The sequence below is a fragment of the Novipirellula rosea genome (assembly GCF_039541335.1).
Lineage (GTDB): Bacteria > Planctomycetota > Planctomycetia > Pirellulales > Pirellulaceae > Novipirellula > Novipirellula rosea.
On the sequence record NZ_BAABGA010000018.1, the window covers coordinates 318,272 to 342,453 of the forward strand.

Consider the following 24,182-nt stretch of genomic DNA (forward strand, 5'->3'; position numbering starts at 1 on the left):
TTACTATGAAATCTCTACTGCAATTGGCCGCTGCTTGCTTGATCACGACGATAGCGACGGCAACCGCAAACGCCGAGGGCCGAACCGTCGCTCGGCTGTTTTGGCAAGACAACCACGACGCCACCGTGAACTACGGCGACCTAAAAAAGTCCGCCCAAGGATGGACGCTGCAACCGGAACCTATCCCCGACTTTCCATCGCTGGACACCGCCGAGCAAATGCTGGTGCAGATGCAAACGGACGCGGGCATCATCGTGCTTGGGATCCACGACCATGCCGCAGGTACCGTTGGTAGCGGCTGGATTGCGATCGACTCGGGCGCGGTCGAAGAATCGCATGGTGATCATTCCCACGTGCGGCTCAAACATCAACCAAGCGTGCTGCACACCAGGATTGATACAGACCAAGGCAACCCCGCACACGTTTACAAGTATGGAAAATCGTTTGTGCTAGCCAACGATAGCAACAATGGATTTACCATCACCAGTGCGTCACGATTACGAAAAGCGAAAAGCCCGGAAACGGCCACTTTGTTTCACGAAGGAGGCCACGGGCACATCACACTCGCCGCGATCGAAGAGAAAGTGGTCTATGCCACCTGGATTGATCGCGACGGTGACGATGCCGGTCGCGTCGACGTCGTCGGGCTCGGTAACAACGATGGCAAACGGTACTCGATCCACTGCCCCACTGGCGGACTGCACGGAGCGACGGTTAATTCAGGCAAAGTGTTCCTGGCGCCAAGCGATGGTATCTGCTGGGTTCACGCGGACTTGGATCTCGATTCTGCGCCGGAGTCGGTCGAAGTAAACCACCTATCGCTCGGCAAAGACGCCGATGACGCTCCACTTCGCACCGGAGCTTTTGCAAACCTGGATCAACTTGTATTGTTTACCGCCGGCAAAGGCAACGATGCTCAGCTTTGCTGGATCGACGCGGTCAGCGACGATCCGACGGTGGCGTCGCTGCCGATCGAACTAGCCGATGGCGAAACGTTGACAACGCCATTAGCGGTAAACGCTCGCGGCGGCAAGCAATTGGCGATCTTGTTTCGCGAAAACAAAACGTCGCCTGCTGATGATTGCCTTTTGATTGTCGATCTCGACCCGAATGCAGATAAGGATTATTCCGATGCTGCCGTCGCTGCGGATCTTTCGATCGGAGGCAATCTGATCGAAGGTCACTCGGGCCATCACGAGGCTGTCGTCCTGCCGAGCCGGCGTGAAGTGGTCATCAGCAATCCAGCCGATGGAACCCTTTCGTTGATCTCGCTAACCGAACAGCGTGTTTTAGAAACATTTTCGGTAGGCGGAAATCCATCGCGGATTGTCGCGATCGGAGAATAATCCTCGCCTGCTTTTGTCCTGCCGCGTGAGGCGTCGTCAGCCATCGGTCCGACCACCTCCGGTTGCCGTGTCTCGCGCGGTGGGATTTCCCACACTCCATTTTGCCCAATCAACCGCGTTTTTTAGCGCCAAGTTCAATACGACCAATCTCGATCCTCCCAAACACTCTGGTTGGCGAACGGTGATGCGATGCGGCTAGGTGTGCACCGACACGCTTGGCGGCTTGTTGATTCAGTGAGCCGCGACGCGTCAGCGGCCGGGTCTCACGCGTTACCCGGTGCCTTACGGCTCACGGCTCACCGTTTCGATTTGCATTTAGATTAAATCAACAAGCCGTTGGCGAGTTTCGCTACGGAAAGGGGTCACGCTGGCGGCAGATGGCCATCTATTTTTCGAGTTCAAAACCGGAGGCTTCCAGTTGCTTTTGGACGGTTCCGGAGAAGGCGTCTCCGAATGTTGCCTCCTCCGACGGCTCCGCCAACTTGGCTTGCTCAGCCGCAACGTAGGCTTGACGCTCTTTGTTCACGGCAGCCAACTTGGCCTTGATCTCTGCACGACGTTTCGACATTGCCTCGACTCGTTTGAGCCGCTCGGCGGGCGAAAGTGACTGCAATTCCGCTGGCAATTCCGCAACGTCAATCTTGGCAATCGCATCCTTGTCTTCTTCGTACGTATCCACCAAATCACGTCCAACGTTGCGATACAGTGAACTGGATTTGGTAGCGGCACGAATACTGAGCCCGCCAAAACCACTTGCATTGGAATCTTGCATCGCCTGATTTTTTTCGTAACTCTCTCGTTTGTTCTTGGATCCATACCAGAGGTACGTTTTGTTTAATTCGTTATTGAGTTTAATGATAATCGTGTCTTGCGGTGCCTTGATGTGCACCACTTTCTCATCCTGGTTGATGTTCAAATACTCGCCTTCGGCAATATCGGCGCCGTCTTTCCATTTGCCGTTGATCCCTTGTTGATAGTCGCCACAGTGGATGGTGTTGACAACCACGCCCGCACCAATCGCCTTTTTACAAGCCGACCGATAATCGACCGAGCCTTGTGTGAACGGTTCATTACCAGCGATGAAGATCGCTTTGTAGGCGTTCGGTTCGCTGCTCCAATCAAGTCGCTTGACCGCTTCCTTGATCACCGCGCCACAGTACTCGTCACCCCCATTGGTGCGGAGCGCGAACAGTGCTTCGGAAACCTTGTCCAGATCATCGGTCAGCTTCACGACTTGGCGGATGTAATCTTCGCTGGCGGGTAATCCTGAATTACCGTACTCAAACACCGCGACGCGAAGCAGCGGCGTTTTGCCTCTCTTTTTGGCTTTGGCGAATTCTTGCACAATGTTCCAAAGTTGACTTTTGGCTTGGCCGATCAAACCGTCCATCGAATTGGATGTGTCGAGCAAAATCGCCACGTCGACCGAAGGCCGCGTCCCCGAAAACGGTGCCTTCTTTTTGGAGTCCGATTTTTTATCCTTGTCTTTTTCAATCGTGATCGTGACACCTTGGGCATGAACAACAGGGATCATTTGCTGGCTAAAGCCAATTAGAATCGCCAGCGGCAGCACAAACTTCAGAGTCGCTTGCATCGGATTTCTCCAAGAAAAGAGAGGGTTCTTGTACGGGTAAGCGGAACCGCAATGGAACGTTTTTCCGTCGCGTGCTTCGGGGAATAGATCGATCGAAGTTGCCGGACTCGGATCTTTCTATTCTACCCGGCGAGGGATGGTCGCGTGGTCGAGATGTGAACCGAGAGGGCCGTAAGGCACCGGGTCAAAGGTGGCCCCAGCAGCTTTCGCGAGCACGTGCTTCCCCCGCCCAGCAACGCTGGGAAGGTCGAAAACCGAGCCTTCAACGAGATTTTCGGGGAGGGCCGCGGTGAGGAATCGTCGGCAATAGCGAGTAAAAGGTTCGTAAGACCCCGGGCGAAGGGGCCGACGAAAGGCTTGGCGACTTTCGCTACGGTGAAATTGAGATCGGATAAAGTGACGACCGAGACTTATTTAGCGTCGAGCTTGATTTGCAGCCGTCGATGGCGATCATCCCAGCCGACGATCGTCCCCTGGCCTACCCAGCGATCGCGTCCAATCTGCTCGAAATCGTCTGCCAATTCATGGGGGACATACAACACCAACGGCAAGGGCGGCTCGCCGTAGTGGGCCCACACCGCGTAACCGTCTTTGAACAAATGCGGATCTTCGTCACCTGCGTAAAGTAACCGGCGTTCCACAAACGCTTCGATCCGAAACGAAAGCCCGGTCACTGCATCAACTAGCGTTGCAAGTTGCTCGGAATCATCCCGCAGCGACCACAGATGGCTGGCGGTCTCGGCGAAGGTGATCCCATCGGCATTGTCGCGTACGGCCGGCTGCCCAATCGACGGCACCGGTCGTTCCAGCGGTTTGCCCGATGGCAACACTTGCAGTGCAATCTCTTTGGACCAATCGGGCCAACGGGGGATGTCGATGCGAAGCGTTGTCGCCCAAATCAAATCATTGCTGGGCAGATCGAGTGTATAGGGTGCATCCTCGGGCAATGTGACCGAAATCGGAAATCGGCGTTCTTGGCCCGCCGCCAATGTCGTCGGCGATTGCAGCTCGGTCGTCTGTTCAAAGAAAACGTGTTTATGCGTTGTCTTGTTACTGCCACTGCCGCTGATGCAAACCTCGCGAGCCTCGAAGTTCAATGTGATCGCATTGATGCTGACGTTCTTGCGAGGGCGAAGCACAAGCTCGCCCGTGACTTGGTCTCCGGGAGCAACCACGGTGGGCGAGACTTCGTAGACCACCTCGCCTAATAGATACTTGGGCAACAAGACCTTGATTGCATAGCCGACGGCGAATAGAACGGGAAAGATACCGATACAGATCAGCGAAAAGGGGTTCTGAACCATGAAGAACATGAACCCCGAACACCAGATCATCAGAAACACGCCGATAAAAATCCCGGCAAAGACAGATCGGTTCGGTGCCTTTTTCGTCACAGCAGCCTCTGGGCCACAGGTCGGACGCATCAAAATCGGTACCGAGGCCTTGGGGTCAAAGCCCCAAGGAATTTTTACACGAGCATCGACGTAATGATCGACGTTCAGGTAGTGGCCGTGGTAACTCGGCGGCCAATCGCCCACGGGCAATTCAAACGGATACTCGACAACTTGCCCACCAACCCATTCGCCTTGAAAAAGCGTCGCACTGGCAAACGTCCCCGTGGTCACGTTGCCGCGTCCATGCGTTTTCCAAACCGACTCGACCACCAATCCGCTGCACTTCACGTCCTGGTCGACGTTCACGCGAACCTTGCCACGGACGGTGCCACCTCCTTCGTACAGAAAGTTGGCATCCTCGGCTAACTCAATCGACAAATCGCATTTCGCCATCGCTGTACACCTGGTGTTGAACTTGCTCGTAGAGGTAACCTTCGATGCCGCGGATATCGCTGCCAAACCGCGACACCAACCTGTCGGCATCGTGCCGCGACAGTGTTGGGATCGGCCCCGGCCCTAACCGAGACGCTTCGATTCGGCGATTTGCCGACTCGGCTACCAATTGTGCGTTATTTGTATCACCTATCCGATAGGTTGTGACGTCGTACCCCGCTTTTTTCAGCGGACGTATCAAATCGCGATGCGTCGCCAACACCAACGGCAATCCCGTGGCGAAGATCCGATGCATTACCTTTCGCGGTAACCGCTGAGCCTCGTCGATCATCAGCGGAACCCCTTCGGCGATCGCACTGCACGGCAAATCTTCGTCGAGATAAACGTAGGATGCGTCGGGGAAATAATGCAGCAGCGCCAACATTCGCGTCGTCTTTCCGCGACCACACTCGCCAATCAATTGCAGTGCCCTCCGCGGTCCTTGAACATGCGAAGCCAGCTCCGCCACATCGACCACCGCCAACTCGGCTCGCTCTTCTCGCGTCAACTCGCCAAACGGATTCCGCCACAAATTACACCACGCCCATGGCAAACCGGTGTGCTGGGCACGACGCCGATCGAGGGGAACAACGGGACCGTTCATCGAAGTGTTTGAGTTCATCTCGCTTGCTGAAAAACCCTTGAGCGTACAGAATTTGCCCCTCGGTACATTTGGTCCAAGAGGTACATTTGGTCCGAGATACGATGCCGAAAACCGAATGAGTCTCGCCGGGTCCCTTTAAAATCGAATTCCGCATCTCGAAACACAGCGGCCACGTCGCCCCCCATCCTCTCACAAGTGGCACGGGGGAGATACAAGGCTGGCCCTTTCGATGATTAAAACCAAGAAAAAGAAACCTCGACAGCAATGAACGTACCTTCCCCCGCGATAAAAACGCCGATCCGTTACGAGTCGGCGATCGATCTCTGGCTCCTGATGCTGCTGATGCTCTCGCCCGTGGTCGCGGTCGTGATTGGCGGCTACCTGATGGTGAACGGGCGGCCTGGGGATGCGTCGCTGCTGTTTCTGGCCGGCGCAGCCACCTTGTTTGTGCAAGGCATCTTCGTTGTCCCCTGTCGCTATACGATCCTCGACGATGCCGTGTCGATTCGATGCGGAATCCTGTGTTATCAGATTCCGATCGCAGACATCCAAAAAATCGAAAAATCATCGAGTCTGAAAAGTGCTCCGGCGCTGTCGCTTCGTCGCGTTCGAATTCAAACGGAAAAGCGTGAGTACCTGGTATCGCCGAAAGATCGCGAAGGGTTCATGGCCACGATCAAGCAAATGGCGATGCTCGATTGATTCGTCATCACGACGAAAGCAAGTCTTCGATTCGCCGCGTCGTTTGATTAACGTCATGGAAATCACGGACGTAACGCAGTGCCGCATCAGCACGCCGAATCGCCGCATCACGATCGCGGACAAATTCACCAATCGCACTGGCTAATGACAACGGCTTGCCGGGATCCGCTAATAACATCGTCGGCTCTTGATCCATCAACTCGATCGTTCCTCCGGCACGCGTGGCGATCACCGGAGTTCTTAGTGCCATCGCCTCTAAAACCACGTTGGGCATCCCTTCGAACAACGACGGCAACACGAGCGCATCCGCCGCTGCGATGCGGGCTGCCGGATTGGCGTCGATTCCGACGAACTCGATCGAGTGACGCTTGAGTTGCTCCGCCGTCAATTGCTGCAATTGCGATCTTAGCGGCCCATCACCGACCATGATCAACTTCAGCGGCGGAACTTCGGCAGGCCAATCTGTCTCGGCAATCGCCACAGCTCGAATCAAATCCATGTGCCCCTTTTCGGACGTCATCCGTCCTACACAAACCATTGTGACGTGATCGGGATCACGCGATGGGGCCGCTGCCGATTTCAGCAGCAAATCGTCGCGATCGACAGGATTCGGGATCACCGTGACCGAATCAGGGAACAGCTTGTAATACGATTCCGCCGATCGAGCGGCAATTTTGCTGACGGCCACCACGGTGCGAGCCTGACGATAGGCGGCTGACAATCGCCATCGTTTCCAGCGAACAAAACGCTTTTCGACCAACGGCAGCGCACGCTCGGGCGGGCTGACGATCGTCGAGATCCGGGGAATCCCCAATCGTTGGCAGGCCGGTGCCGCAATCAAACTCATCGCAAACGTGCGATCGTAAACCACTGCGATTTTTTCTTTGATCAACAGCTCCCGCAGTTGAGCGATCTGTTGACGTAAAATGCGGCCAGGAAAATAGAGCTGGTTTGGCTGCGGAAGATCGGCAAATGCATGCACAGGAACATCGTCGGGGATTTCCGACATCAAGTCGCCCGCACGCTCGATCACGTACAGATGCGGCTCGAACCGAGCTCGATCCAAATGCCGCAGCAGTAGTAATGTTTGTCGTTCGCTGCCACCGCCGCGCATCGAACTGATCATCAACAGTACACGTTTACGCATCAGGGCACCTCGACTTCGACCCACACCATGCGGTGGTCACTCGCCGAGATCAATTCACGCTGCGGATCTTGACGTTGGGGCCAAAACACGCCGGCATCCACCACGTTTAGTGACTCGCTCGGCAATACATAGTCGACGCGAAAATGACCACTGCTGCCAAAGTCGGCAGTGTCCAGCGAGGGGTCGCCCGTGTGTTTGGCATTGGCCTTGTTTTTTGCATTTGGTTCCGCCGCACCTGGCGAGCGAGGCTTGGGATCTTGAACTCGAGAGTGGCCGAGCAATCGCCGAATTGCGTCTTGCTTGCCGTCCCCGTCGGCTGGATCGGCGTTCAGGTCGCCAAGGACGACAAAGGCTGCATCTCGCGTCAGCCCTCCGCTGTTCCCTGCATCATCTCGTAAATAGGCCGCATCGGGGTTGTCGATATAGTCCAGCCAAAATCGGATCTCATCGTGATTGCGGCAACCATTGTGATCCTCGGCACCATCGAAAACCGGCGGCGTCGGATGGCTTGCCAACAAATGAATCGTGGCGTCGCCAATTTGAATCGGCACATCCAGATGATTCTTGCTCGACAACCGCAGCTTTGACCACACTCGGTCCTCGTAATACGGCTTTTGTGTTTCGGGATCACGAGGCCGTTTAGCAGCCGGCAACTCGGACCACAAATAATTCTGGAACGTGCGAATGTTTTTCTGGTCGATGGGAAAACGACTGAAAATCGCCATCGAATACTGACCTGGGTAAACGCCGTAACCCCACGCATCGGTGGCTTCGCCGGAGGTTTGATTGCCGTTCAGATCCAAACCCGAATCGATCCCCGTGTTGCTCGCCGCTGCGTAGATATAGGGATACTCGATCGGGCTGCGGCCAGACTTGGCGATCGAAAAATATTCTTCGGCGAGCAGCCGAGCGGTTGCTGCATTGGGTTCGTAATCAATTTCGTTAACCAGCAGCACATCGGGGCGCACCGTTTGCACAATCGCAGCAAGCTTGATTGCTTTCGGATCACGTCCGTCAATTAGCCGCTCGTAGACCTCGCCAGCCGTTTTGCCGTACAGAGAAACGTTAAAAGTCGCGACACGGATTTTCACAGACTTAGTGGACTTCGTGGTGGTGGGCTCGGCGGCGGAACAGTGGGGGGCACAAACCGCAAGCAAAACGAGCAGGCTGCTAAAAAAGAACCCGTGAACCGAAGTTGAAAACATGAGGGGATTGCACCGCGGGAACAGACTATCGAAGTTGGTAGCAGCAGTGTAACCGTTTTTCTCTTACACCTGATCCATTGTGACCATGAAACGTTCGCTATCTTCGCAATTTGAATCTTCGCTGATCGACTGGGCAAACGCCGCCCCCCACCAATCGCTCGGAGCGACATTGGTCGGAAAAAACCAGACACGTTTTGTCGTTTGGGCACCCGAGCGAGACCAAGTCGAAGTCGAGTTGGTCGGCCAAGATCGCAAAGTCAAATTGCAAAAAAATGACGATGGATACCATGTGGGACTCGTGGAGGATTGCGGACCATCGGAGCGTTATTTCTACCGCTGTGACGGCGGTCCGCAGCGGCCTGATCCCGTGTCCCGTTATCAACCGCTCGGGGTGCATGGACCGAGCGAAGTGGTCGATCCCGCGTTCGATTGGACCGATTCGCAGTGGCAATCGGTCGAGCGAGACGATTTGATCATTTACGAAATGCACGTGGGTGCGTTCACGCCATCGGGTACATTCCTCAGTGCGATCGAGCGACTTGATGAACTGGTCGAACTTGGCGTGACGGCGATCGAATTGATGCCGCTGGCCGATGCGGCAGGCCGCTGGAACTGGGGCTACGATGGCGTGAACTGGTTCGCACCGAACCACAACTATGGAACGCCTGCGGAACTGAAACAGCTTGTCAACGCGGCTCACCACAAGGGTTTGGCGGTGATCGTCGATGTGGTCTACAACCACCTTGGTCCCGAAGGCAACTATCTGGGTGAGTTTGCCCCCTACTTTTCCGCAAAACACGGTACGCCGTGGGGCGACGCGCCGAATTTTGATGATCCGCAGTGGGGCAGCGAAGTCCGCCGCTACGTGATCGCCAACGCCATCTACTGGCTCGACGAATTTCACATCGACGGACTTCGCGTCGACGCGATCCACTGCACCCGCGATGACAGCGATCCCCATATTGTCGCGGAGATGAGCGATGCGGTGCGTCGCTGGTCCGAAGCAGCGAACCGAAACGTGTTATTGATCGCCGAATCCAACGTGCATGATCCCGAGATGAACCGACCGCTCGCCGAAGGCGGGATCGGATTTGATGCCCAGTGGTGTGACGACTTCTTGCACAGCGTGTTTGCAGTGGTGCGGCCGGGCGAGCAACTTTCGAACCGTGTCTATCGCTCAGGAACCGATTTGGCTCAGTCGCTGTCCAAAGGATTTGTGTTTGAAGGGACAATGCGAAAGGATCGAAGCCGGCAGACGCCGGAAACGCGTACGGACACACACGGACTGGTTTATTCGATCCAAAACCATGACTTCATCGGCAACCATCCGCTAGCCAAACGATTGGATCAATTAACTTCACCGGCGGCACAGAAGTCGGCGGCGGCACTGCTATGCTTGACGCCCGCGATTCCGATGCTGTTTATGGGCGAAGAGTTTGCCTCGAGCCGGCCGTTTTTATTCTTCGTCGACTTTACGGACGCGGAGCTGCAAGAGGCCGTGGTCAACGGACGCCGACTTGAGTATCCGCAACACGATTGGTCCGAAGGCTTGCTGCCGACCGAAGAGGCCGCATTCCGATCGTCGAAATTGGAATCCCGAGAGGACGGAAACCAGAGTATGTGGCGTTGGTATCAATCGCTGATCCAGTTGCGGAAACAGTGGCGAGCAGCGGGATTATTGAGCGATGCAAACATTGAAACGCATTACGACAGTGATTCGAGTCTGTATCAAATCTGCTACGTGCAAGGGACGCAAACTGCCACGGTCTATTCGCGGCTAACCACGAACGAAACCGACGCTGGCCCGATCTCGATCGAGCCCACTGGCGACTTACTGCTCGACTCACTACCGGAAACCTCGGTGGAACACGTTGGTGTCAATCAATTGCTGCCCAACCAAGCCAAGATCTTCTATTCAAGTGGTTCGTAGACGAGGATTTATGAGGCAGGGCTGATCCCTCGCTGCATATCTTGCGCTGTATCGTGCCAATAGGCTTGTTGGTGTGATGCGCCGGACCCTCTACATCACAAGGAAAGTTTTGGTAGGAAGATGGGAAGACTGACCGGTGGATCAAGATGAAGGCGGCTTCATTGTTGGCGATGCAGATCAACTGGATCGCACGACGGCGGTATCACAATTACATTTTTTATCCTTCCATTTTCTAACCTCCTCTTCGTCCGCGCTAGGTCGTATTGCGGCGGCTCACGCCCGCGAATCGTCCCACGCGTGCTAGTGCCGATCGAAGGGGAAGCAAGGTTAAAAATTGGGAGGTTAGAAAATAATAGAACTTGGTGCAGGGGCGTAACTAGTTGCCTGGTGCAGCGTTGGCGTTTGCGGCCTGTTCAGGGTAAGACAAAAAGATTGGTGCGACAGAAAGATTCTCACACCGTAGTCGAGCCTACTTCATTTTGCTGTCGCACCAATATTTCTGTCTACTCAACTGCATTGCGAAGGCCAGCCCTTGCGTTCGGATTTGCAATGGATTGAGGTTCTCAGAAGAGACTCTAGGCAACCCCACATCGATGCTCAAGCATTTTGACATTGCTCCCTTTTGTGCCGGAGGCACTCTTTGTGGTAGCCTTGGACTTTAGTCCATCGCTCCGGTTTTGAAATCGGCATCAAGTCGCGGAGCGACGTTTTATGGCAAACGTTCGAATCACAAAACGTCCCGCAGCGACGCGATTAATATCGACGCCCCCCTCGGACTAAAGTCAGAGGCTATCGAAAATCGTCGCTCCGCGACTGTCCGACAAAAAAGGTTAAAAAATGGGAGGTTAGAAAATTGCGGGAATCGAAGACGAGCACCAAGTTTGCAGCCCGAAACAGCCTCAATATTTCCTGCCCGCATGACGCTCTGTTATCGCGTCCAGACCACGCCGCCGCTGCCGGTGTGAAATTGGCTGCGGTCGTTGACCTGCAGATCATAGTTGCCGTAGAGCGTTAGCGCCGCGTTGCGATTGCCTTGTAACCCGATGCCTACCAATGCCCAGTCGCGGCCCAGGTCCAAGCCGTTGGTTGCAAAACTGGATCCACCCTGGGTGCCGGTCACACTCGTCGATGGATCGAGGTACTCGTGCATCCACGAAGCCCGGGCATTCGGCGTCCAACACCAACCGTAATGACCGTGCAGGTGGCGGTTGCCGTAAAAATTCGAACCAACCATGCTGCGGAGCGAGTGGGCATCGACGTCGTCGATCGAGGTTCCGCCGGACTCGACATGATCGTCTTGATGAACCCAGACGTATTGTAGGGCAACATTCGGCTGGACCGTCACGCCACCAAGTGTGCGTGTCCAACCGCGTTCCAGGTAGGTGCCAGTTTGTACGCCGTCAAAGTTGCCGGTAATGCCACCGGTGCGAGACGTGTCGTAGTCGTCGTACGCCGCGTTGCCGGCCAGCGTGTAGTAGTTGCCATCGTGGTCGTTGCGGTGCAGAAACGTACCAATCATCCCGCTGTTGACGTCTGCCTCGGAACCGTTGTCCGTGCTAACGTTTTGATAGCCGTACGTGCCATAAAATCCAACCATCGTATGCGCATCAACACTGCGGAAGAGCCCCAGTTGCGTGCCTGCGGCACCGTAATCGAATCCCGCCACACCGAGGTGGCCATCGGCGCTGCCGCCAATGCCGTAGCCTTGCATCCAACCACCCCAACCGCTGCGAGTGAGTGGTGAACTTCGATAACTGCGGCTGCCGAGCTGGCTGCCAAACTTGCTTTGGTAGCTGGTCTGCTCAATGGCGGGTTCCTCGTAGCTGACCAGACTAACCGCGGTGTATTCGCCGCCTGCGGTACGTGGCGGAGGGGTCAGCGCGACAAAGTCCATCGAGCCGGCACCGCCCGAGAAGCTGCCTGCCATGGTTCGAACTTGATGGCTCAGCGATTGGAATTGATAGTTTTGGTTTTGGAATTGAGCCTGCGAGGTGCTACCGAGCAATTGGCCTGCTTCAAAGGAGGGGAGATCAAAAATGAAGTTGATGGTGAAGTCTCCATGGCCAAAAAAATCATCCCAATCGAAGCTATAGGAGCCAGGGCCAGCCGTGGATGCGGTTCCAAAATCGAGCAGATTGCCTACTTCATTGTCAAAATGCCAATGCCAGTTTTGGCCTTCTCCATTCATTCGAGAATGAAAGTCATGACTGTTCGTACTCACGTTAACGGCAGAGATTGACTCGCCGGCCCCTACGGTAACAGTTGCATCACCAGAGTAGTGGTCGGCTTGCGTAATCGTTGTATTGGACGAGTTGATAAACAAGGATGGGGGTGACGCCTGTGCGGTCGTCACACATGCAATCAGCGTTAACGTGGTCAAAAATCGAAACATGCAATGTTCTCGGTGGTCTGCAAAGTGACGGATGGACTCTCTGTAGCTATCGTTCGGACTGAGCCGTGCAATACCTATCGTTCGGATTGGGCCGAACAATGGAGCAACACGGTTTTCGCCGTTCCCAATCGCTACAAACCTCACGATGCACAGGGGGGGCCACAACCGCTCCAATCTAGGCTGATAGTTGGCGACACAGCGGTGAGCCTTCAAAAAAAAAACATCTTGACAGTCGGGGCGAAACGACGAAGACTGGAGAGGTGACTTAACACTTCTTTGCTCGATCTTTCTCGGTTTGCATCGCCAAACCTTTTGAATGTCATCGCCAAAACTTCGCCGCCAAATTGCTTGGGAAGCGGCACGCTTGATGTATTCTCGCGAATGCAGCGAATACTTTCACGCCAAACAAAAGGCGGCTCGCCGCATCTACAAAGGTTGGATCAAACCAGCCGACTTGCCAACCAACGCTGAAATCCGCGAGCAAGTGCAATTGCTTGCTCGAATCAGCGAAGGCGATCAAGGGTATTCGCAGCGACTGCTCGAGATGCGACTGCGAGCGGCATGGTGGCTGCGGAAACTGACGCCGTTTCACCCCAAATTGATCGGCAGCGTGCTGACCGGCAGTATCCGTGAAGGCTCGGATATCGACATCCATGTCTTTGCCGCTTCGCCAGAGTCGATCGCCATCGTGCTGGATGAGCAGGGCGTTTTCTATCACATGCAGCGTAAACGGGTCGAAAAGAATGGCGAGCAACGCGTGTTCACCCACCTGCACGTGCGAGATCAATTTCCCGTGGAATTGACGGTGTACCATCCGTCACTGCTAGGGTTCAATTTCCGCAGTTCGATCACGGGCAAACCGATCGAACGGGCTGGGATCGGGGAATTGGAACGTGTGATCGCGATCGAACATGACGTCGATGCGAACGGACAAGCCGAGCAAATGTTGACAATGGATGCATGCCCCGATCGCTCGAATGTATTCTTGTCGCTGCTAGTGCCACTGGAAAACGTGCGGCAAAGCCGGCGTTACCACCCCGAGGGCGACGCGTTGTTTCACAGCATGCAGGTCTTTGCACTTGCGAAAGACGTGATGCCGTACGACGAAGAGTTTTTGCTGGCGGCGCTACTGCACGATGTCGGCAAGGCGATCGATCCCGACGATCATGTCGCCAGCGGTCTGGAAGCACTCGAGGGATTCATTAGCGAGCGAACCGCCTGGCTGATCCAGCATCACATGGAGTCGCATAAGATCCAGGACCGCACGATCGGAGCGCGACGCCGTAAACGACTGGCGGCTCACCCGTGGTTCGAAGACTTGTGCCTACTGGGCGATTGCGACCGCGCAGGCCGTGTCCCCGGAGCCGAGGTGGAAGAGCCCGAAGAGGCGCTGCAGTACATCGAGCAGCTTGACGAGATGTTCGAGTAGGGCCGGTTCCACCGGCCGTTCACAAACCGGCGCTACGACGATTAAAGGATCTTTAGCAAGATCCACTACTTTCCGCCGATGGCTCGGCGGAAAGAGTCGAAGGCGTCTTGGTAGGCCGCCGGCGGTGGCGTTCGGTTGCCGGAATCACGCAGTCCTCGCAATGCATCGGATTGCTCGCGACGTTGACTGGTGGCTTGCGTCGGTGGACGCATCCCCAAACTTTCTAACGCTTCGGTCAATTCGCTCTTGGCATTCGGGTCGTTTGGATTGGCGTTGTCCAGTTCGCGAACCGATTTCCAGCGATCGACAAACCGCTGCATGTCGTCTTCGCTCCAATTCAGTTTTTCCAAAAGCTCTTGATCGGGTTGATCGCGAGTTTCCTCGAGGTAATCGAGTACCATGTCGGTCGACTTCTTGGCGTAATCAAGGTCGATCGGGTCGGGAGTCGGCGGCAAATCGGCAGCCGCTTCGCCAGTGTCCGCTCCCGAACCTGCGCCATTACTGCCCTGGCCCGACGAAGCCGAAGGATCGTTCGACGCGTCCTGAGGCTGTCCCGCTTGGGGTGACGATTTGGAGTTCGATCCGGATTCGTTAGCTTGGCCCGATTGCGACTCGCTGCCTTGCGGCTTCGTGTCTTGATTGGCTTTGGACGCAGCATCCTGAGGTGTACCTGACTGAGATTGTTTTCCATCGCTTCCCTGCTTTGCGTCACTCCCCTGCTTCCCTTCTGCGGTCTCCCCCGCGTTCTCCTTGGCCGCGTCACCCTGTTGCTGCTCGGAACCGTCCTGTTTGCCGGCACCCTGTTCGCCGCTGCCCTGTTCGCCGCTGCCCTGTTCGCCGTCGGCCTGTTCGTTCATCGAGTCGCTGCCGGCCCCTTTGTCGCTTCCCTTTTCGCCGCTCTGCTCGCCAGCATTCTCGGCGGACTGGCCCGCTGCATCGTCGCCCTTTTCGGCTTTGGCATCACCTTGCATCGCATCACTCGACTCGCCCGCTCCGCCTTGATTCTCCGCCGCAGCATCGCCAGCGGCTTCGCTGCCAGCCGGATCCGTTGCTGACTTACCTGCGTCGCGGTTGTCCCCGGCTGGCTTGTTTGCATCGGATTGCATTGCACCCGCATCGCTGGATGCCGCTTCGGAATCCTGACCTCCGTTTGATTCGTTGCCTTGCCCGGACTCATTCTCTTGGCCCGCTTGCTCTTGTTTCTTTTTATCGAGGTAATCGCGAATCCGCTCGAACGCTTCCCCATCATGCTCGGGCGTTTCGGGCTTGCCCGCTTCGCCGCCGCCAGCGGAGGAGTCTTGTGAGCCCGACGCCCCCTCCGAGCCTGCATCTTGAGAGCCGGCTGCTTGGGACTCGCTGGACTGCTGGCCCGAACCGCCCGAATTGGAATCATTTTGATTGGGTGAATCTTGTTTCGAAGGATCGATCATGCCTTCATCTGCCCTGCCCTGCCCTGCCCCATTTTTGGAATCGCCGGACGGTTTGCCCGCATTCTGTGGATCGCTGGACTTCGAACCTTGCGGTTGATTTCCAGCACCTTGATTGCCACCTTCTGCGTTTTCAGAACCGCTTTCATCGCCAGAGTTTTTTTGATTTGGATCCGCATCGCCTTGCGTCGCCGGATCGCTCCCCGAGTCACTCGCCTCGGAATTTTCCATCGAATCGCCTGCGGGTTTTGAGCTGGGGTTTGAATTCGACGCATCGCCCTGACTCGAACCGCCCTGCCCTGTCCCGCTGTCTTCGGACGGATTTTCATCACCGCCTTCATTTCGATCGCTCGACTGTTTTCCACCGCCGCCGGATGAACCGGATTGGTTTTCTTGGTCGCCGTCTTGGGGTTCCCCCGACTCGCCACCTTCGCCGCTACCGGACGAACCGCCGGACTGTTTGCCTGATTCACCTTTACCGCCCGCGGCCGACGAACCACCAGAACCGCCCTGCCCTCCTTCGTCTGAAGACTCGCTGGCGTTGGGATCCGCTGCGGGCTTGTTATCAGGTGATGACAAGCCATCGCCCGCCGCCGGTTCGTTGGGTACCGGTTCGCTCATCGTGATGCGAAGTTCTACCGGATCGGTTTTTGTGGCATTGGGTTCGACCAACGGATCCGATTCATCCTGTCGATTGTCGGTCGCGATCGCGGTGACTTGAACCGCATCACCGACACGCAGGAAATGCTCATGAGGCCGAAAACGGTACTCGGCAATCTGGTTTCCTTTCTTGCCGAGCGGGTCGCTCCACAGCGCCGCACGCTCGAGCACTTCGATTCCACGACGGATTTCGATTTCGATCTGCTGCAAACCAAAATCAGCATCCGCCGCATGAATCTCGACGATCTGCTGAGCGTCGATCGGGATATTCTTGGGCGATTGCCGCGGCATCACAATCGTAACTTCGGGCGACAAGTCTGCGTTAACACGAATCGGATAAACAATCGGAGAGGGATTGGTTTGTCCGATTTTGTCCCAAACCTTGATGCGATAACTTTCCAACTGCACCGCAGAGGATCGTTGGCGGGCATAGCGAACGGGAAACGTGATGGTCACCAGGGTGCCCGCATCATCAATGCTCATCGCCGATTCGCCCGCTGTCGCATGCACCAAATCGCCGAGCGGTTTCGGATTGAACTGGATCGTTGCTTTTTCGATCGGACGATTCGTTCGCGCGGTCACCGTGACTCGTGTTCCATCGAGCGCGGTGATCGCCGCACTGCTGCTGGTGTGAGGCTGTTTTTGCGTGTAAGCCGGCGGCTCGTAGCGGATCGACTGAACCGCAACGACCGGAACGTCTTGGACGCTCAGATAGTAGGGCCCCGCGACATCATCACCTGCCACAATTTGATAAGGCACTTGGCCGGACGAAGCATGATCCAGCGTGACCTCTCCGGCAAAGCGACCGGAATCTTCATCGCGAATCAACTCGATCTCTGCTTCGCGATCTTCGAGTTGCCAGCGGCACACCACCGGCTCGTCATGACGCAGGCCCTCGACCACGGCCGACACCTCGACGGTTCGCCCCGCTAGCACTTCGGCATCGCCAGGGATAACGTCACGAATCTTGACTCGTTTGGCCGGGTCGATCGACGCGACGGGCATCACCAACCGACTCGCGGATTGAAAACTGTTTTTCGGTGACAGCGCGGCATAGATGAAAAAGATCGCCATCAAGCTTGCTGCGGCGATCCACCAGCGAAGCGTTCCGGTGGCTTCGACCGGCAGCGCGTCGTGGCTGCGAAGCCGGCTTGCCGCGTGGGCGCCGATGGATCGAATGACTTTGCCGTTCAGACTGGGCGAGTTGCTTTGGTCGCGGAGCGTTACATAGCTGGTCAACTCTTGACGCATTTCGGGAACATCGCGTTCGAGTGAGCGAGCGGCATACTCAGGCCGAATCGTTCCTTTGATGACGGGCAACACACGTGTGACCGCTTGATGCACCACCCACCCCAGGAGCACAAGGAAACCCGCCACACGAGCAAGCATTCCGGGAGTATAAATCCACTGGTCAAGCACGACCCAGAGCAGCACGGCGACGAAAACGCCGATAAAAATTCGTAAAATGCTGCGAATGAATTCGGACCACCAGAGCGCATTTTGAGCCTCGCGGATCCTCGATTCGATCAAACTCGCAACGCTCTGGAACGCGTTTTGATCGCGATTGGCCGCAGGAGGCGGGGTTGGCGAAGCGGTGGTCGGTTGCGACATAGAGACGTCAAAACTTGCGTAGACGGAGGAAATTGGCTCTTTAAGTATAGCTCAACGGATACCCAGAACGCTCATCGTACGAACTGCCAAATCGAGCTTGTCGACCGCGAAATTCATTTTAGCGGCGTCCTGACTGCAAACCAATCAAGGGGAACATGGCATAATCGTGCTAACCGCTGCGTTCGATCGGGGGGCAAATAGGATCGGAATCGGTAATCCGACACCTAGGCGTGACAACCGCAACTTCCTGCTACACTATTACGCAAACGGGACTACTCACTTCACTCCTCTTTTTCGACATTCACTAATGAGATACGCATTCCGGCTTGCGGAATTACTTGGGCATACCCCGGACCGGCGTAAGCGTCCAGGCACGATCAAGTCCATTGTGGAACACACGGGTCTCGATCGGCACCAAGTGGCTTCGCTGTTAAAAAATGAGGCAAAGTACATTCCGTTGGATGCACTTTCGCGATTGTGCGATTACTTGATTGATCATGGTTATGCGACGGCCGACCAGTTGCCTGGCGCGTTGTTCCAAATCAATGCCGAAAACTTTTGGGAATTGCTCGCTCGCCGAGGCGACATTGAAATCGTGATTGGCGTTCGCCAAAACGATGGCGATGACTCGCCCGAAAACGCCACTGTGGTCGCCAGTGACTCGGTCTTGTTCGGCGAACTGCTCAACGGTGTCTCCACCCTCGGCGGTGCTGCAAAGCACAAGTCGACGGCCGAGAACGAAGAGGGCAAAGTACCGGATGTGCCGATGCCGGACCGTTTGCAACAAACGTTGGTGTGGAGCCCCGGTCAAGTCACATTGGAAGATGCTCGCGAACGAGCCACCGAAGTTTTCGAAGGCTTTGTCGAAGCGACTGGCGATCGCGGCTTGGTATGCATCGGCAGCGTGAAGAGCAACCCCGTCGTCGAGCTGATGTTTTCTGACGCGTTTGGATGCACTCCGTTTGTGACCGAAGACGATGTCGATGACGTCTCGGCCCGCTCGTGTCCGTTCTTCCTTCGTTACCGCGATAGCGATCCGAAACCGGGTGCCGCGTCGGCCGGGGTGCGATTGAGCAAGAACGAAGACGCTCCGGAACCAGGCTTTTACTACGAAAAGGACGACGGCACTTGGGCCTACGCAGGCGGCAAGGGCAAAGATTCGGCCTTGGTGTTCTACATCTTCCGTGAAGCTCTCGGGCGACTCGACATGGTGCTGAGTGGCTTCTCGGGTCGAGCCACGCGGCTGTTGGCGAAAACGCTGGCGATTCGCGGCGAAGAATTCTGGCCACCCGTTTACGAGCACGGCGGAATGCAAGTCGGAGCCTACTTGGTTCAGTACGAGAACACCGATACGAAACCAAGTCGTGATGACCTGCTGTACAACCCCGGCGGTGCGGCTCAGATCATGCCGCTGTCGCGGAAAGCACTCGAGCGACGTCTGTCGAAACGATAGACAACGAAATCAACCGAAAACGACGCGATGGAAACATCGCGTCGTTTTTTTTGTGGGATAGGTTTCCCAGCCTGTCATCGGCTCTCCGCTTAGAGTCGCGTTTTGTCCCCACGGGGAATAAGGGATGGCCGTAGCGGATTTTGTTAAAGCTCCCCATGCTGCTGGATCTTTAACAAGATCCACTACCCTACAATGAAGCAGCTTTTGATAGACGAGAAGCCCATTCGACGCTGGATGCGTTTGATGACAGGCTGGAAGCCTATCCTACTAAAGCCCCCAGGTCTCGTTGAAAAAGCCTTCGGCTTTGATGTTGCCGGGGAAGATGCTGTCGTCTTCGGCTTGCACATCGATGACCGCCCAATCGGGAAGCATCGCGATTTGACGCGAGTTGCTGACGTTCGAAAATTCTCGAAACGTCATCCCGCTGTTGACGACGACATACTTTGTCCGATTCCTGGGATTGGGATAACAAAACGCGACGGCGTGCGTGGCCGGGTCAAACGTCTTGTCCCCCACCGCGATCTTTTCCTTCGTCCACTCGATTGGCAGCTCGCGGCGGATCCGAGCGAGGTAACGGTTACTAAAGAAATCACCGAAGCAAATCAGGTGGTTGTTCTTGATTTGATCCTCGGTCAGATCGACATCGTTGACCACTCGCACATCGCCACGCATCAGTTCACGCCAACGCTGTTGCGCGTAAAGCTGCTCGCGATTAACCCACCGCTGGACTTCGCCATGCGTCGCAGGCCGCGTCGGCAACACGAATAAGAATCGATCGCAGAACGCATCATCGATCGGGCCCTGCAATCCAGGCCGCTTTCGCAACACGTTTGGCTCGGACACGTCAATGTTCCACTGGCCATCACTGCGAACCAAGCGGCATTGCCATCCCGGCAACTCACTTTGATCGGGGACGGTAAAACGTCCACCGTCAATGATCAGATCCACATCACGAGACGCAGCCGGCCAGGCGGATTTGCGAAAGTCGAATTCCAGATGCGTCACACCTTCGGTCTTAACGACCAAACGATCCTGGGCGGCGATCTTGGCTTTGACTTTGCCCGCCGTCCAGTGTTCTTCGAGCCCCGTCACGCTTAACCAATCCGCTTTGGCATAGCGGGTGGTGTAGGTAACAAATTCGATCTCGCGGCGTGGCGCAGGCACCGGTTCGGCGGCAATGGCCGCCAATTGACGATCAATTTCCGCGATCGAAACATCGTCGACTTTGTGAGCCATCTTGGCTCCGATCACATAGGGAAATTCAAAACCGGCCTCCTTCGCCGCAGCAACCACACGATCGGCCGCCTGTCGCTGCTTGTCGACTTCACCACTGTAGGCCACCGGATGCGTGTTTTGCAGGTTGGTGACCCAGGGCAGCACGTCGTACCAACGAAGCAGTTTCTGACGAACCGCATCGATCGCAAACGGCGGGTTCGTCTGCCAGCCTTGGTAGACAATTGAATCCACAAATCCGGCTCCAGGATTGGCCGCAAACCAGTTTAGCGGATCATGGACCGCCAAGTGCCAACACCCAGCACCGCCCATTGAAAACCCTCGAATCGCAATCTGATCGCGGTCTATCGGTAGGATTCGTTCGCTATGACGGATCGCCTCGTAGACATCGGTTTCCCCGGCAAACTTGAATGCGTTGCAGTGACGCCCAAACGGATGCAGCACGATCGTGTCGGCGGGCGCGTAGGTCCCCACCTTGTTCATCCGCTCGATCAGAAACGGAATTTCCGTCTTGGTATCGCCACGCCCGTGCAGCCATACATCCAAGCGGTGCGGCGATGTCGTCCCTAATTGAAACCCCGCAGGGATCACCAAACCGTACGGCTGGACCGAGTCGTCGATATCGGAAACAAATCCGCCGACGACCATTTGCGGCTTGTCGCTGCTGCGAACGGAGACACCCAATAGTGCCAGACCACGGGTTCCGGATCTCGCTGCCGCGAGCCGCCGCTCCGCTTCGTCGAGCAATTTGGCGGCGTCTTTGGTTTCGGAAGCTTTGTAAAAGCGATCTTGCGCAATCGCCAACCGAACCGCTCGGGTCAGCACGCGGATGTCGGGCTGCCAGCTCGCTGAATCCGTTTCCGATTCCGCTAACACGTCGATCTCGTTGTCCAACCGCTCGACTCGCGTGGCCAATGCGTTTTTAACTTCTTGATCGATTTCGATCCCGGGCGGAGGCAACTGCTTGTAGTCGTCAGCCAAGACGATTACCGAAGTCCCGACCGCGACGACAAACGCAACACAGCCGAAATACCGCTGAATTCGCAAACCATTCATATCACTGCCCCCCTACAAATCATTTGCGATTTTGACGACGTCCTCTAAGTTCATCGCGCCGTCGTACAGGGAGCGTCCAATAATCGCAGCCGGCATGTCCATTTCCACCAACTGACGCACATCCTCGAGCGTTGTCACTCCGCCGCTAGCGACAAGCGGGATATCGGTGGCCGAGGCCATTTGGGCAAGCCCGTCAAAATTGGGGCCACTCATCATCCCGTCACGCGCGATGTCGGTATAGATGATCGCGGCGATGTTTGCGGTGCGACTGCGAAGGTCTTGAGCCAATTCGATCGCCGGTGTCGAGCTGGTTTCCAACCAACCATCGGTGGCGACCATGCCATCGCGGGCATCGATGCCGGCAGCCAGCTGGCCTGGATAGCGGTCGCACATTGACGCGAACCACGCGGGTTGTTTCAGTGCTTGCGATCCCACGACCAGCCGCGTCAGCCCGAGGCCCAACAACAGCTTGATCGCGGCTTCGTCACGCACACCACCGCCGAGTTGGCACGGCAACCCGGTCGCTTCGACAATCCGCTTTGCCGCATCGCGATTTCGCTCGGGGTCATCGCCACGCGCGGCATCGAGGTCGACCAAGTGCAAACGCTTTGCGCCCGCGTCTTGCCATCGCTTGGCAAACTCGACGGGGTCATCACCAAAAATCGTTTGGCGATCGTAGTCACCCTGTTTCAGGCGGACCGGTTTGCCATGACGCAGATCAATTGCGGGCCAGATTTCCAAAACGATATCCTCTCGATAAATCGATATTTATAAACATAGATGTGTAGGGGGAATTTGTATTAGATAAAACGCGAGGCTAGGAGGTAAGCCCGGCCAATTCGGCGGCTCGACGGACCCGCGTGATCCCGATCATGTAGGCCGCAATCCGCAGCGATACGTTGTTTTGCTGAGCGGTCTGCCACACGTTCTCGAACGCTTCGTTCATCGTGTGATCCAATTCCTGCCGAACACGATCCAAGGTCCAGCGATAGTGCTGGCGATTTTGGACCCATTCAAAATAACTGACCGTCACCCCGCCGGCATTCGCCAAGATATCGGGCAAGATCGTGACCCCTTTTTCTTGCAAAACCGCATCCGCTTCGGGATCGATCGGACCGTTGGCCGCTTCGATGATGATCGAGGCATGAATGTCGTCGACGTTCTCGGCCGTAATCACACCGCCTAGCGCCGCGGGAATCAAGACATTCACATCCTGCAGACTCATCAGTGCATCGACGGGCAAACACTCGCAGTGTTGGTAGCCTTCGAGCAGTCCTTTGGGATGATTCAATTTGTGACGCAGGACTTCGGAGATATTCAATCCATTGGGATCGTAATAGGTACCCGTCAAATCGCTGACCGCGATGATCGGAAACTCCGACTCGTACAAAAATTTTGCCGCATGGGTCCCGACATTCCCAAAACCTTGAATCGCGGTTTTGGCCGCCGCCGGTTTGACTCCCAATCGCTTGGCCAATTTGACGGTCAGCGAACCCACCCCGCGGCCCGTTGCCTCTTCGCGACCACGCGCACCGTATTCCTCCACAGGCTTTCCGGTGATCACCGCAGGATTGAAACCGTGATACTTTTCCCATTGGTTGCGAAACCATGCCATCACCTGATGATCGGTTCCCATGTCGGGCGCAGGGATGTCCGTATCGGGACCGACGATGTCGTGAATCTGGTCAACAAAAGCACGCGTCAGTCGCTCGATTTCTCGTTTGGACATTTTCGAAGGATTGACACCAATGCCTCCTTTTGCACCTCCGTACGGCAAATTAACCACCGCGGTCTTCCACGTCATCAAACTGGCCAGCGCCCGCACTTCGTCCAAATCGACTTGCGGGTGATACCGCAAACCACCCTTCATGGGACCACGACTGTTGTCATGCTGGACGCGAAAACCAACGTAATTGGCCAGCGATCCATCGTCGCGTTCGATTGTGACTTGGACTTGCACCTCGCGGCTAGGCATTAGCAACGCTTCACGCAGCGAGGGTTCGATATTGAGATGCTCGGCCGCTGCATCAAAAAAGATCTGGGTCGATTCAAACGCTCGCATCGGCGTGTCTCCATCGTAGGTGAGGGGGGGCGCCCTACACGGTTAAAAATTGATCAACTAAATCACTGCCGACCATGCTGCTTAAGCATGATGCAAAATCAGTACCGAAGTCAGCGTGGCGAGCATCCAATGCCAGCCACACTTGGCACTCAGCGAGTGTTTTTGTAGCGAAAAACGCCAACCGCCCGGTGTTTTCTCTGCGTATAAAACTCGCTGCCGCCGGACGGTATTCGGAATATCGTTAGGATACCAAGTTCGCCACCTCGAGTGATGGGGAGCGTGATGAGGAAGGCTCGGCCACCGTCCTCTTCCCCCCCATAGGAGACTGCTGACTCGGCACGACATCACCGCTCTTAGGTTAGTCGCTTGGGCGCCGTGAAGCGTTTTCTCGTAGCGGAACTCGTCAAGAGTTTCGGAGGCATACGTCATGGAAACGAAAGTCTTGACGACTTCCGCTACGCTAAATTAACACAAGCTCTATAAGAGAAAATGCTTCACAGCCTTA

General features: G+C 55.8%; 15 protein-coding genes. 5 read left to right on the forward strand and 10 right to left on the reverse strand.

The window, feature by feature from the left end:
* Positions 1-5 precede the first annotated feature (5 nt).
* Positions 6-1,346, forward strand: coding sequence for a hypothetical protein (locus ABD971_RS07780; protein WP_345320910.1), 1,341 nt, complete (start codon positions 6-8; stop codon positions 1,344-1,346).
* Between the two features lie 385 nt (positions 1,347-1,731).
* Here the strand turns inward: ABD971_RS07780 and ABD971_RS07785 are convergent, their stop codons facing one another.
* From ABD971_RS07785 to ABD971_RS07795, 3 genes are all read right to left on the reverse strand, one after another.
* Positions 1,732-2,940, reverse strand: a complete 1,209-nt coding sequence (locus ABD971_RS07785; protein ID WP_345320912.1) for a vWA domain-containing protein — start codon at positions 2,938-2,940, stop codon at positions 1,732-1,734.
* Between the two features lie 410 nt (positions 2,941-3,350).
* On the reverse strand, positions 3,351-4,727 hold the full coding sequence (locus tag ABD971_RS07790; protein ID WP_345320914.1) for a sporulation protein: 1,377 nt from the start codon (positions 4,725-4,727) through the stop codon (positions 3,351-3,353).
* Positions 4,702-5,370 carry a hypothetical protein gene (locus ABD971_RS07795; RefSeq protein WP_345320917.1) on the reverse strand — a complete coding sequence of 223 codons (669 nt, stop codon included), beginning with the start codon at positions 5,368-5,370 and terminating at the stop codon, positions 4,702-4,704. The genes ABD971_RS07790 and ABD971_RS07795 overlap by 26 nt, the downstream gene beginning before the upstream one ends.
* 264 nt (positions 5,371-5,634) lie before the next feature.
* Between ABD971_RS07795 and ABD971_RS07800 the strand changes: the two genes are divergently transcribed.
* Positions 5,635-6,072 (forward strand): PH domain-containing protein, encoded by a 438-nt coding sequence (locus tag ABD971_RS07800; RefSeq protein WP_345320919.1) that lies wholly within the window; start codon positions 5,635-5,637, stop codon positions 6,070-6,072.
* A gap of 7 nt (positions 6,073-6,079) precedes the next feature.
* Here ABD971_RS07800 and ABD971_RS07805 read toward each other — a convergent pair whose 3' ends face one another.
* Together ABD971_RS07805 and ABD971_RS07810 are read right to left on the reverse strand one after the other, a co-directional pair.
* Positions 6,080-7,219 (reverse strand): glycosyltransferase, encoded by a 1,140-nt coding sequence (locus ABD971_RS07805; RefSeq protein ID WP_345320921.1) that lies wholly within the window; start codon positions 7,217-7,219, stop codon positions 6,080-6,082.
* Positions 7,219-8,310, reverse strand: coding sequence for an endonuclease/exonuclease/phosphatase family protein (locus tag ABD971_RS07810; RefSeq protein ID WP_345320923.1), 1,092 nt, complete (start codon positions 8,308-8,310; stop codon positions 7,219-7,221). Before ABD971_RS07810 ends, ABD971_RS07805 begins: the two co-directional genes overlap by 1 nt.
* 199 nt (positions 8,311-8,509) lie before the next feature.
* On the opposite strand from ABD971_RS07810, the gene treZ reads away from it, so the two are divergent.
* A complete protein-coding gene (gene treZ, locus ABD971_RS07815; protein ID WP_345320925.1) occupies positions 8,510-10,354 on the forward strand; it encodes a malto-oligosyltrehalose trehalohydrolase in 1,845 nt (614 codons plus the stop codon).
* Positions 10,355-11,282: 928 nt separating this feature from the next.
* Here the strand turns inward: treZ and ABD971_RS07820 are convergent.
* Positions 11,283-12,746 (reverse strand): autotransporter outer membrane beta-barrel domain-containing protein, encoded by a 1,464-nt coding sequence (locus tag ABD971_RS07820; protein WP_345320927.1) that lies wholly within the window; start codon positions 12,744-12,746, stop codon positions 11,283-11,285.
* A 316-nt stretch (positions 12,747-13,062) separates the two neighbouring features.
* On the opposite strand from ABD971_RS07820, the gene ABD971_RS07825 reads away from it, so the two are divergent.
* Entirely contained in the window at positions 13,063-14,175 is a 1,113-nt protein-coding gene (locus tag ABD971_RS07825; protein ID WP_345320929.1) for an HD domain-containing protein, read from the forward strand.
* Between the two features lie 65 nt (positions 14,176-14,240).
* On the opposite strand, the gene ABD971_RS07830 is transcribed toward ABD971_RS07825, so the two are convergent.
* Positions 14,241-17,873 carry a circumsporozoite protein- membrane associated protein gene (locus ABD971_RS07830; protein ID WP_345320931.1) on the reverse strand — a complete coding sequence of 1,211 codons (3,633 nt, stop codon included), beginning with the start codon at positions 17,871-17,873 and terminating at the stop codon, positions 14,241-14,243.
* Between the two features lie 307 nt (positions 17,874-18,180).
* Between ABD971_RS07830 and ABD971_RS07835 the strand changes: the two genes are divergently transcribed.
* Entirely contained in the window at positions 18,181-19,326 is a 1,146-nt protein-coding gene (locus tag ABD971_RS07835) for a helix-turn-helix domain-containing protein (RefSeq protein WP_339938490.1), read from the forward strand.
* A 267-nt stretch (positions 19,327-19,593) separates the two neighbouring features.
* On the opposite strand, the gene ABD971_RS07840 is transcribed toward ABD971_RS07835, so the two are convergent.
* The 3 genes from ABD971_RS07840 to ABD971_RS07850 all read right to left on the reverse strand — a co-directional run bounded on the left by ABD971_RS07840 (position 19,594) and on the right by ABD971_RS07850 (position 23,677).
* Positions 19,594-21,615, reverse strand: a complete 2,022-nt coding sequence (locus tag ABD971_RS07840; RefSeq protein ID WP_345320934.1) for a hypothetical protein — start codon at positions 21,613-21,615, stop codon at positions 19,594-19,596.
* A 12-nt stretch (positions 21,616-21,627) separates the two neighbouring features.
* Positions 21,628-22,356, reverse strand: a complete 729-nt coding sequence (gene hisA / locus ABD971_RS07845; protein WP_345320936.1) for a 1-(5-phosphoribosyl)-5-[(5-phosphoribosylamino)methylideneamino]imidazole-4-carboxamide isomerase — start codon at positions 22,354-22,356, stop codon at positions 21,628-21,630.
* 76 nt (positions 22,357-22,432) lie between these two features.
* Positions 22,433-23,677 carry a Glu/Leu/Phe/Val family dehydrogenase gene (locus ABD971_RS07850; protein WP_339938484.1) on the reverse strand — a complete coding sequence of 415 codons (1,245 nt, stop codon included), beginning with the start codon at positions 23,675-23,677 and terminating at the stop codon, positions 22,433-22,435.
* Positions 23,678-24,182 lie beyond the last annotated feature (505 nt).

Excerpts from the sequence above, each read along its gene's own strand:
- ABD971_RS07785 (WP_345320912.1), bottom strand. The coding sequence starts at position 2,940 with ATGCAAGCGACTCTGAAGTTTGTGCTGCCGCTGGCGATTCTAATTGGC.
- ABD971_RS07825 (WP_345320929.1), top strand. The coding sequence starts at position 13,063 with ATGTCATCGCCAAAACTTCGCCGCCAAATTGCTTGGGAAGCGGCACGC.
- ABD971_RS07780 (WP_345320910.1), top strand. The coding sequence starts at position 6 with ATGAAATCTCTACTGCAATTGGCCGCTGCTTGCTTGATCACGACGATA.
- ABD971_RS07795 (WP_345320917.1), bottom strand. The coding sequence starts at position 5,370 with ATGAACGGTCCCGTTGTTCCCCTCGATCGGCGTCGTGCCCAGCACACC.
- ABD971_RS07850 (WP_339938484.1), bottom strand. The coding sequence starts at position 23,677 with ATGCGAGCGTTTGAATCGACCCAGATCTTTTTTGATGCAGCGGCCGAG.
- ABD971_RS07790 (WP_345320914.1), bottom strand. The coding sequence starts at position 4,727 with ATGGCGAAATGCGATTTGTCGATTGAGTTAGCCGAGGATGCCAACTTT.
- treZ (WP_345320925.1), top strand. The coding sequence starts at position 8,510 with ATGAAACGTTCGCTATCTTCGCAATTTGAATCTTCGCTGATCGACTGG.
- ABD971_RS07800 (WP_345320919.1), top strand. The coding sequence starts at position 5,635 with ATGAACGTACCTTCCCCCGCGATAAAAACGCCGATCCGTTACGAGTCG.
- ABD971_RS07840 (WP_345320934.1), bottom strand. The coding sequence starts at position 21,615 with ATGAATGGTTTGCGAATTCAGCGGTATTTCGGCTGTGTTGCGTTTGTC.
- ABD971_RS07830 (WP_345320931.1), bottom strand. The coding sequence starts at position 17,873 with ATGTCGCAACCGACCACCGCTTCGCCAACCCCGCCTCCTGCGGCCAAT.
- ABD971_RS07820 (WP_345320927.1), bottom strand. The coding sequence starts at position 12,746 with ATGTTTCGATTTTTGACCACGTTAACGCTGATTGCATGTGTGACGACC.
- ABD971_RS07805 (WP_345320921.1), bottom strand. The coding sequence starts at position 7,219 with ATGCGTAAACGTGTACTGTTGATGATCAGTTCGATGCGCGGCGGTGGC.
- ABD971_RS07835 (WP_339938490.1), top strand. The coding sequence starts at position 18,181 with ATGAGATACGCATTCCGGCTTGCGGAATTACTTGGGCATACCCCGGAC.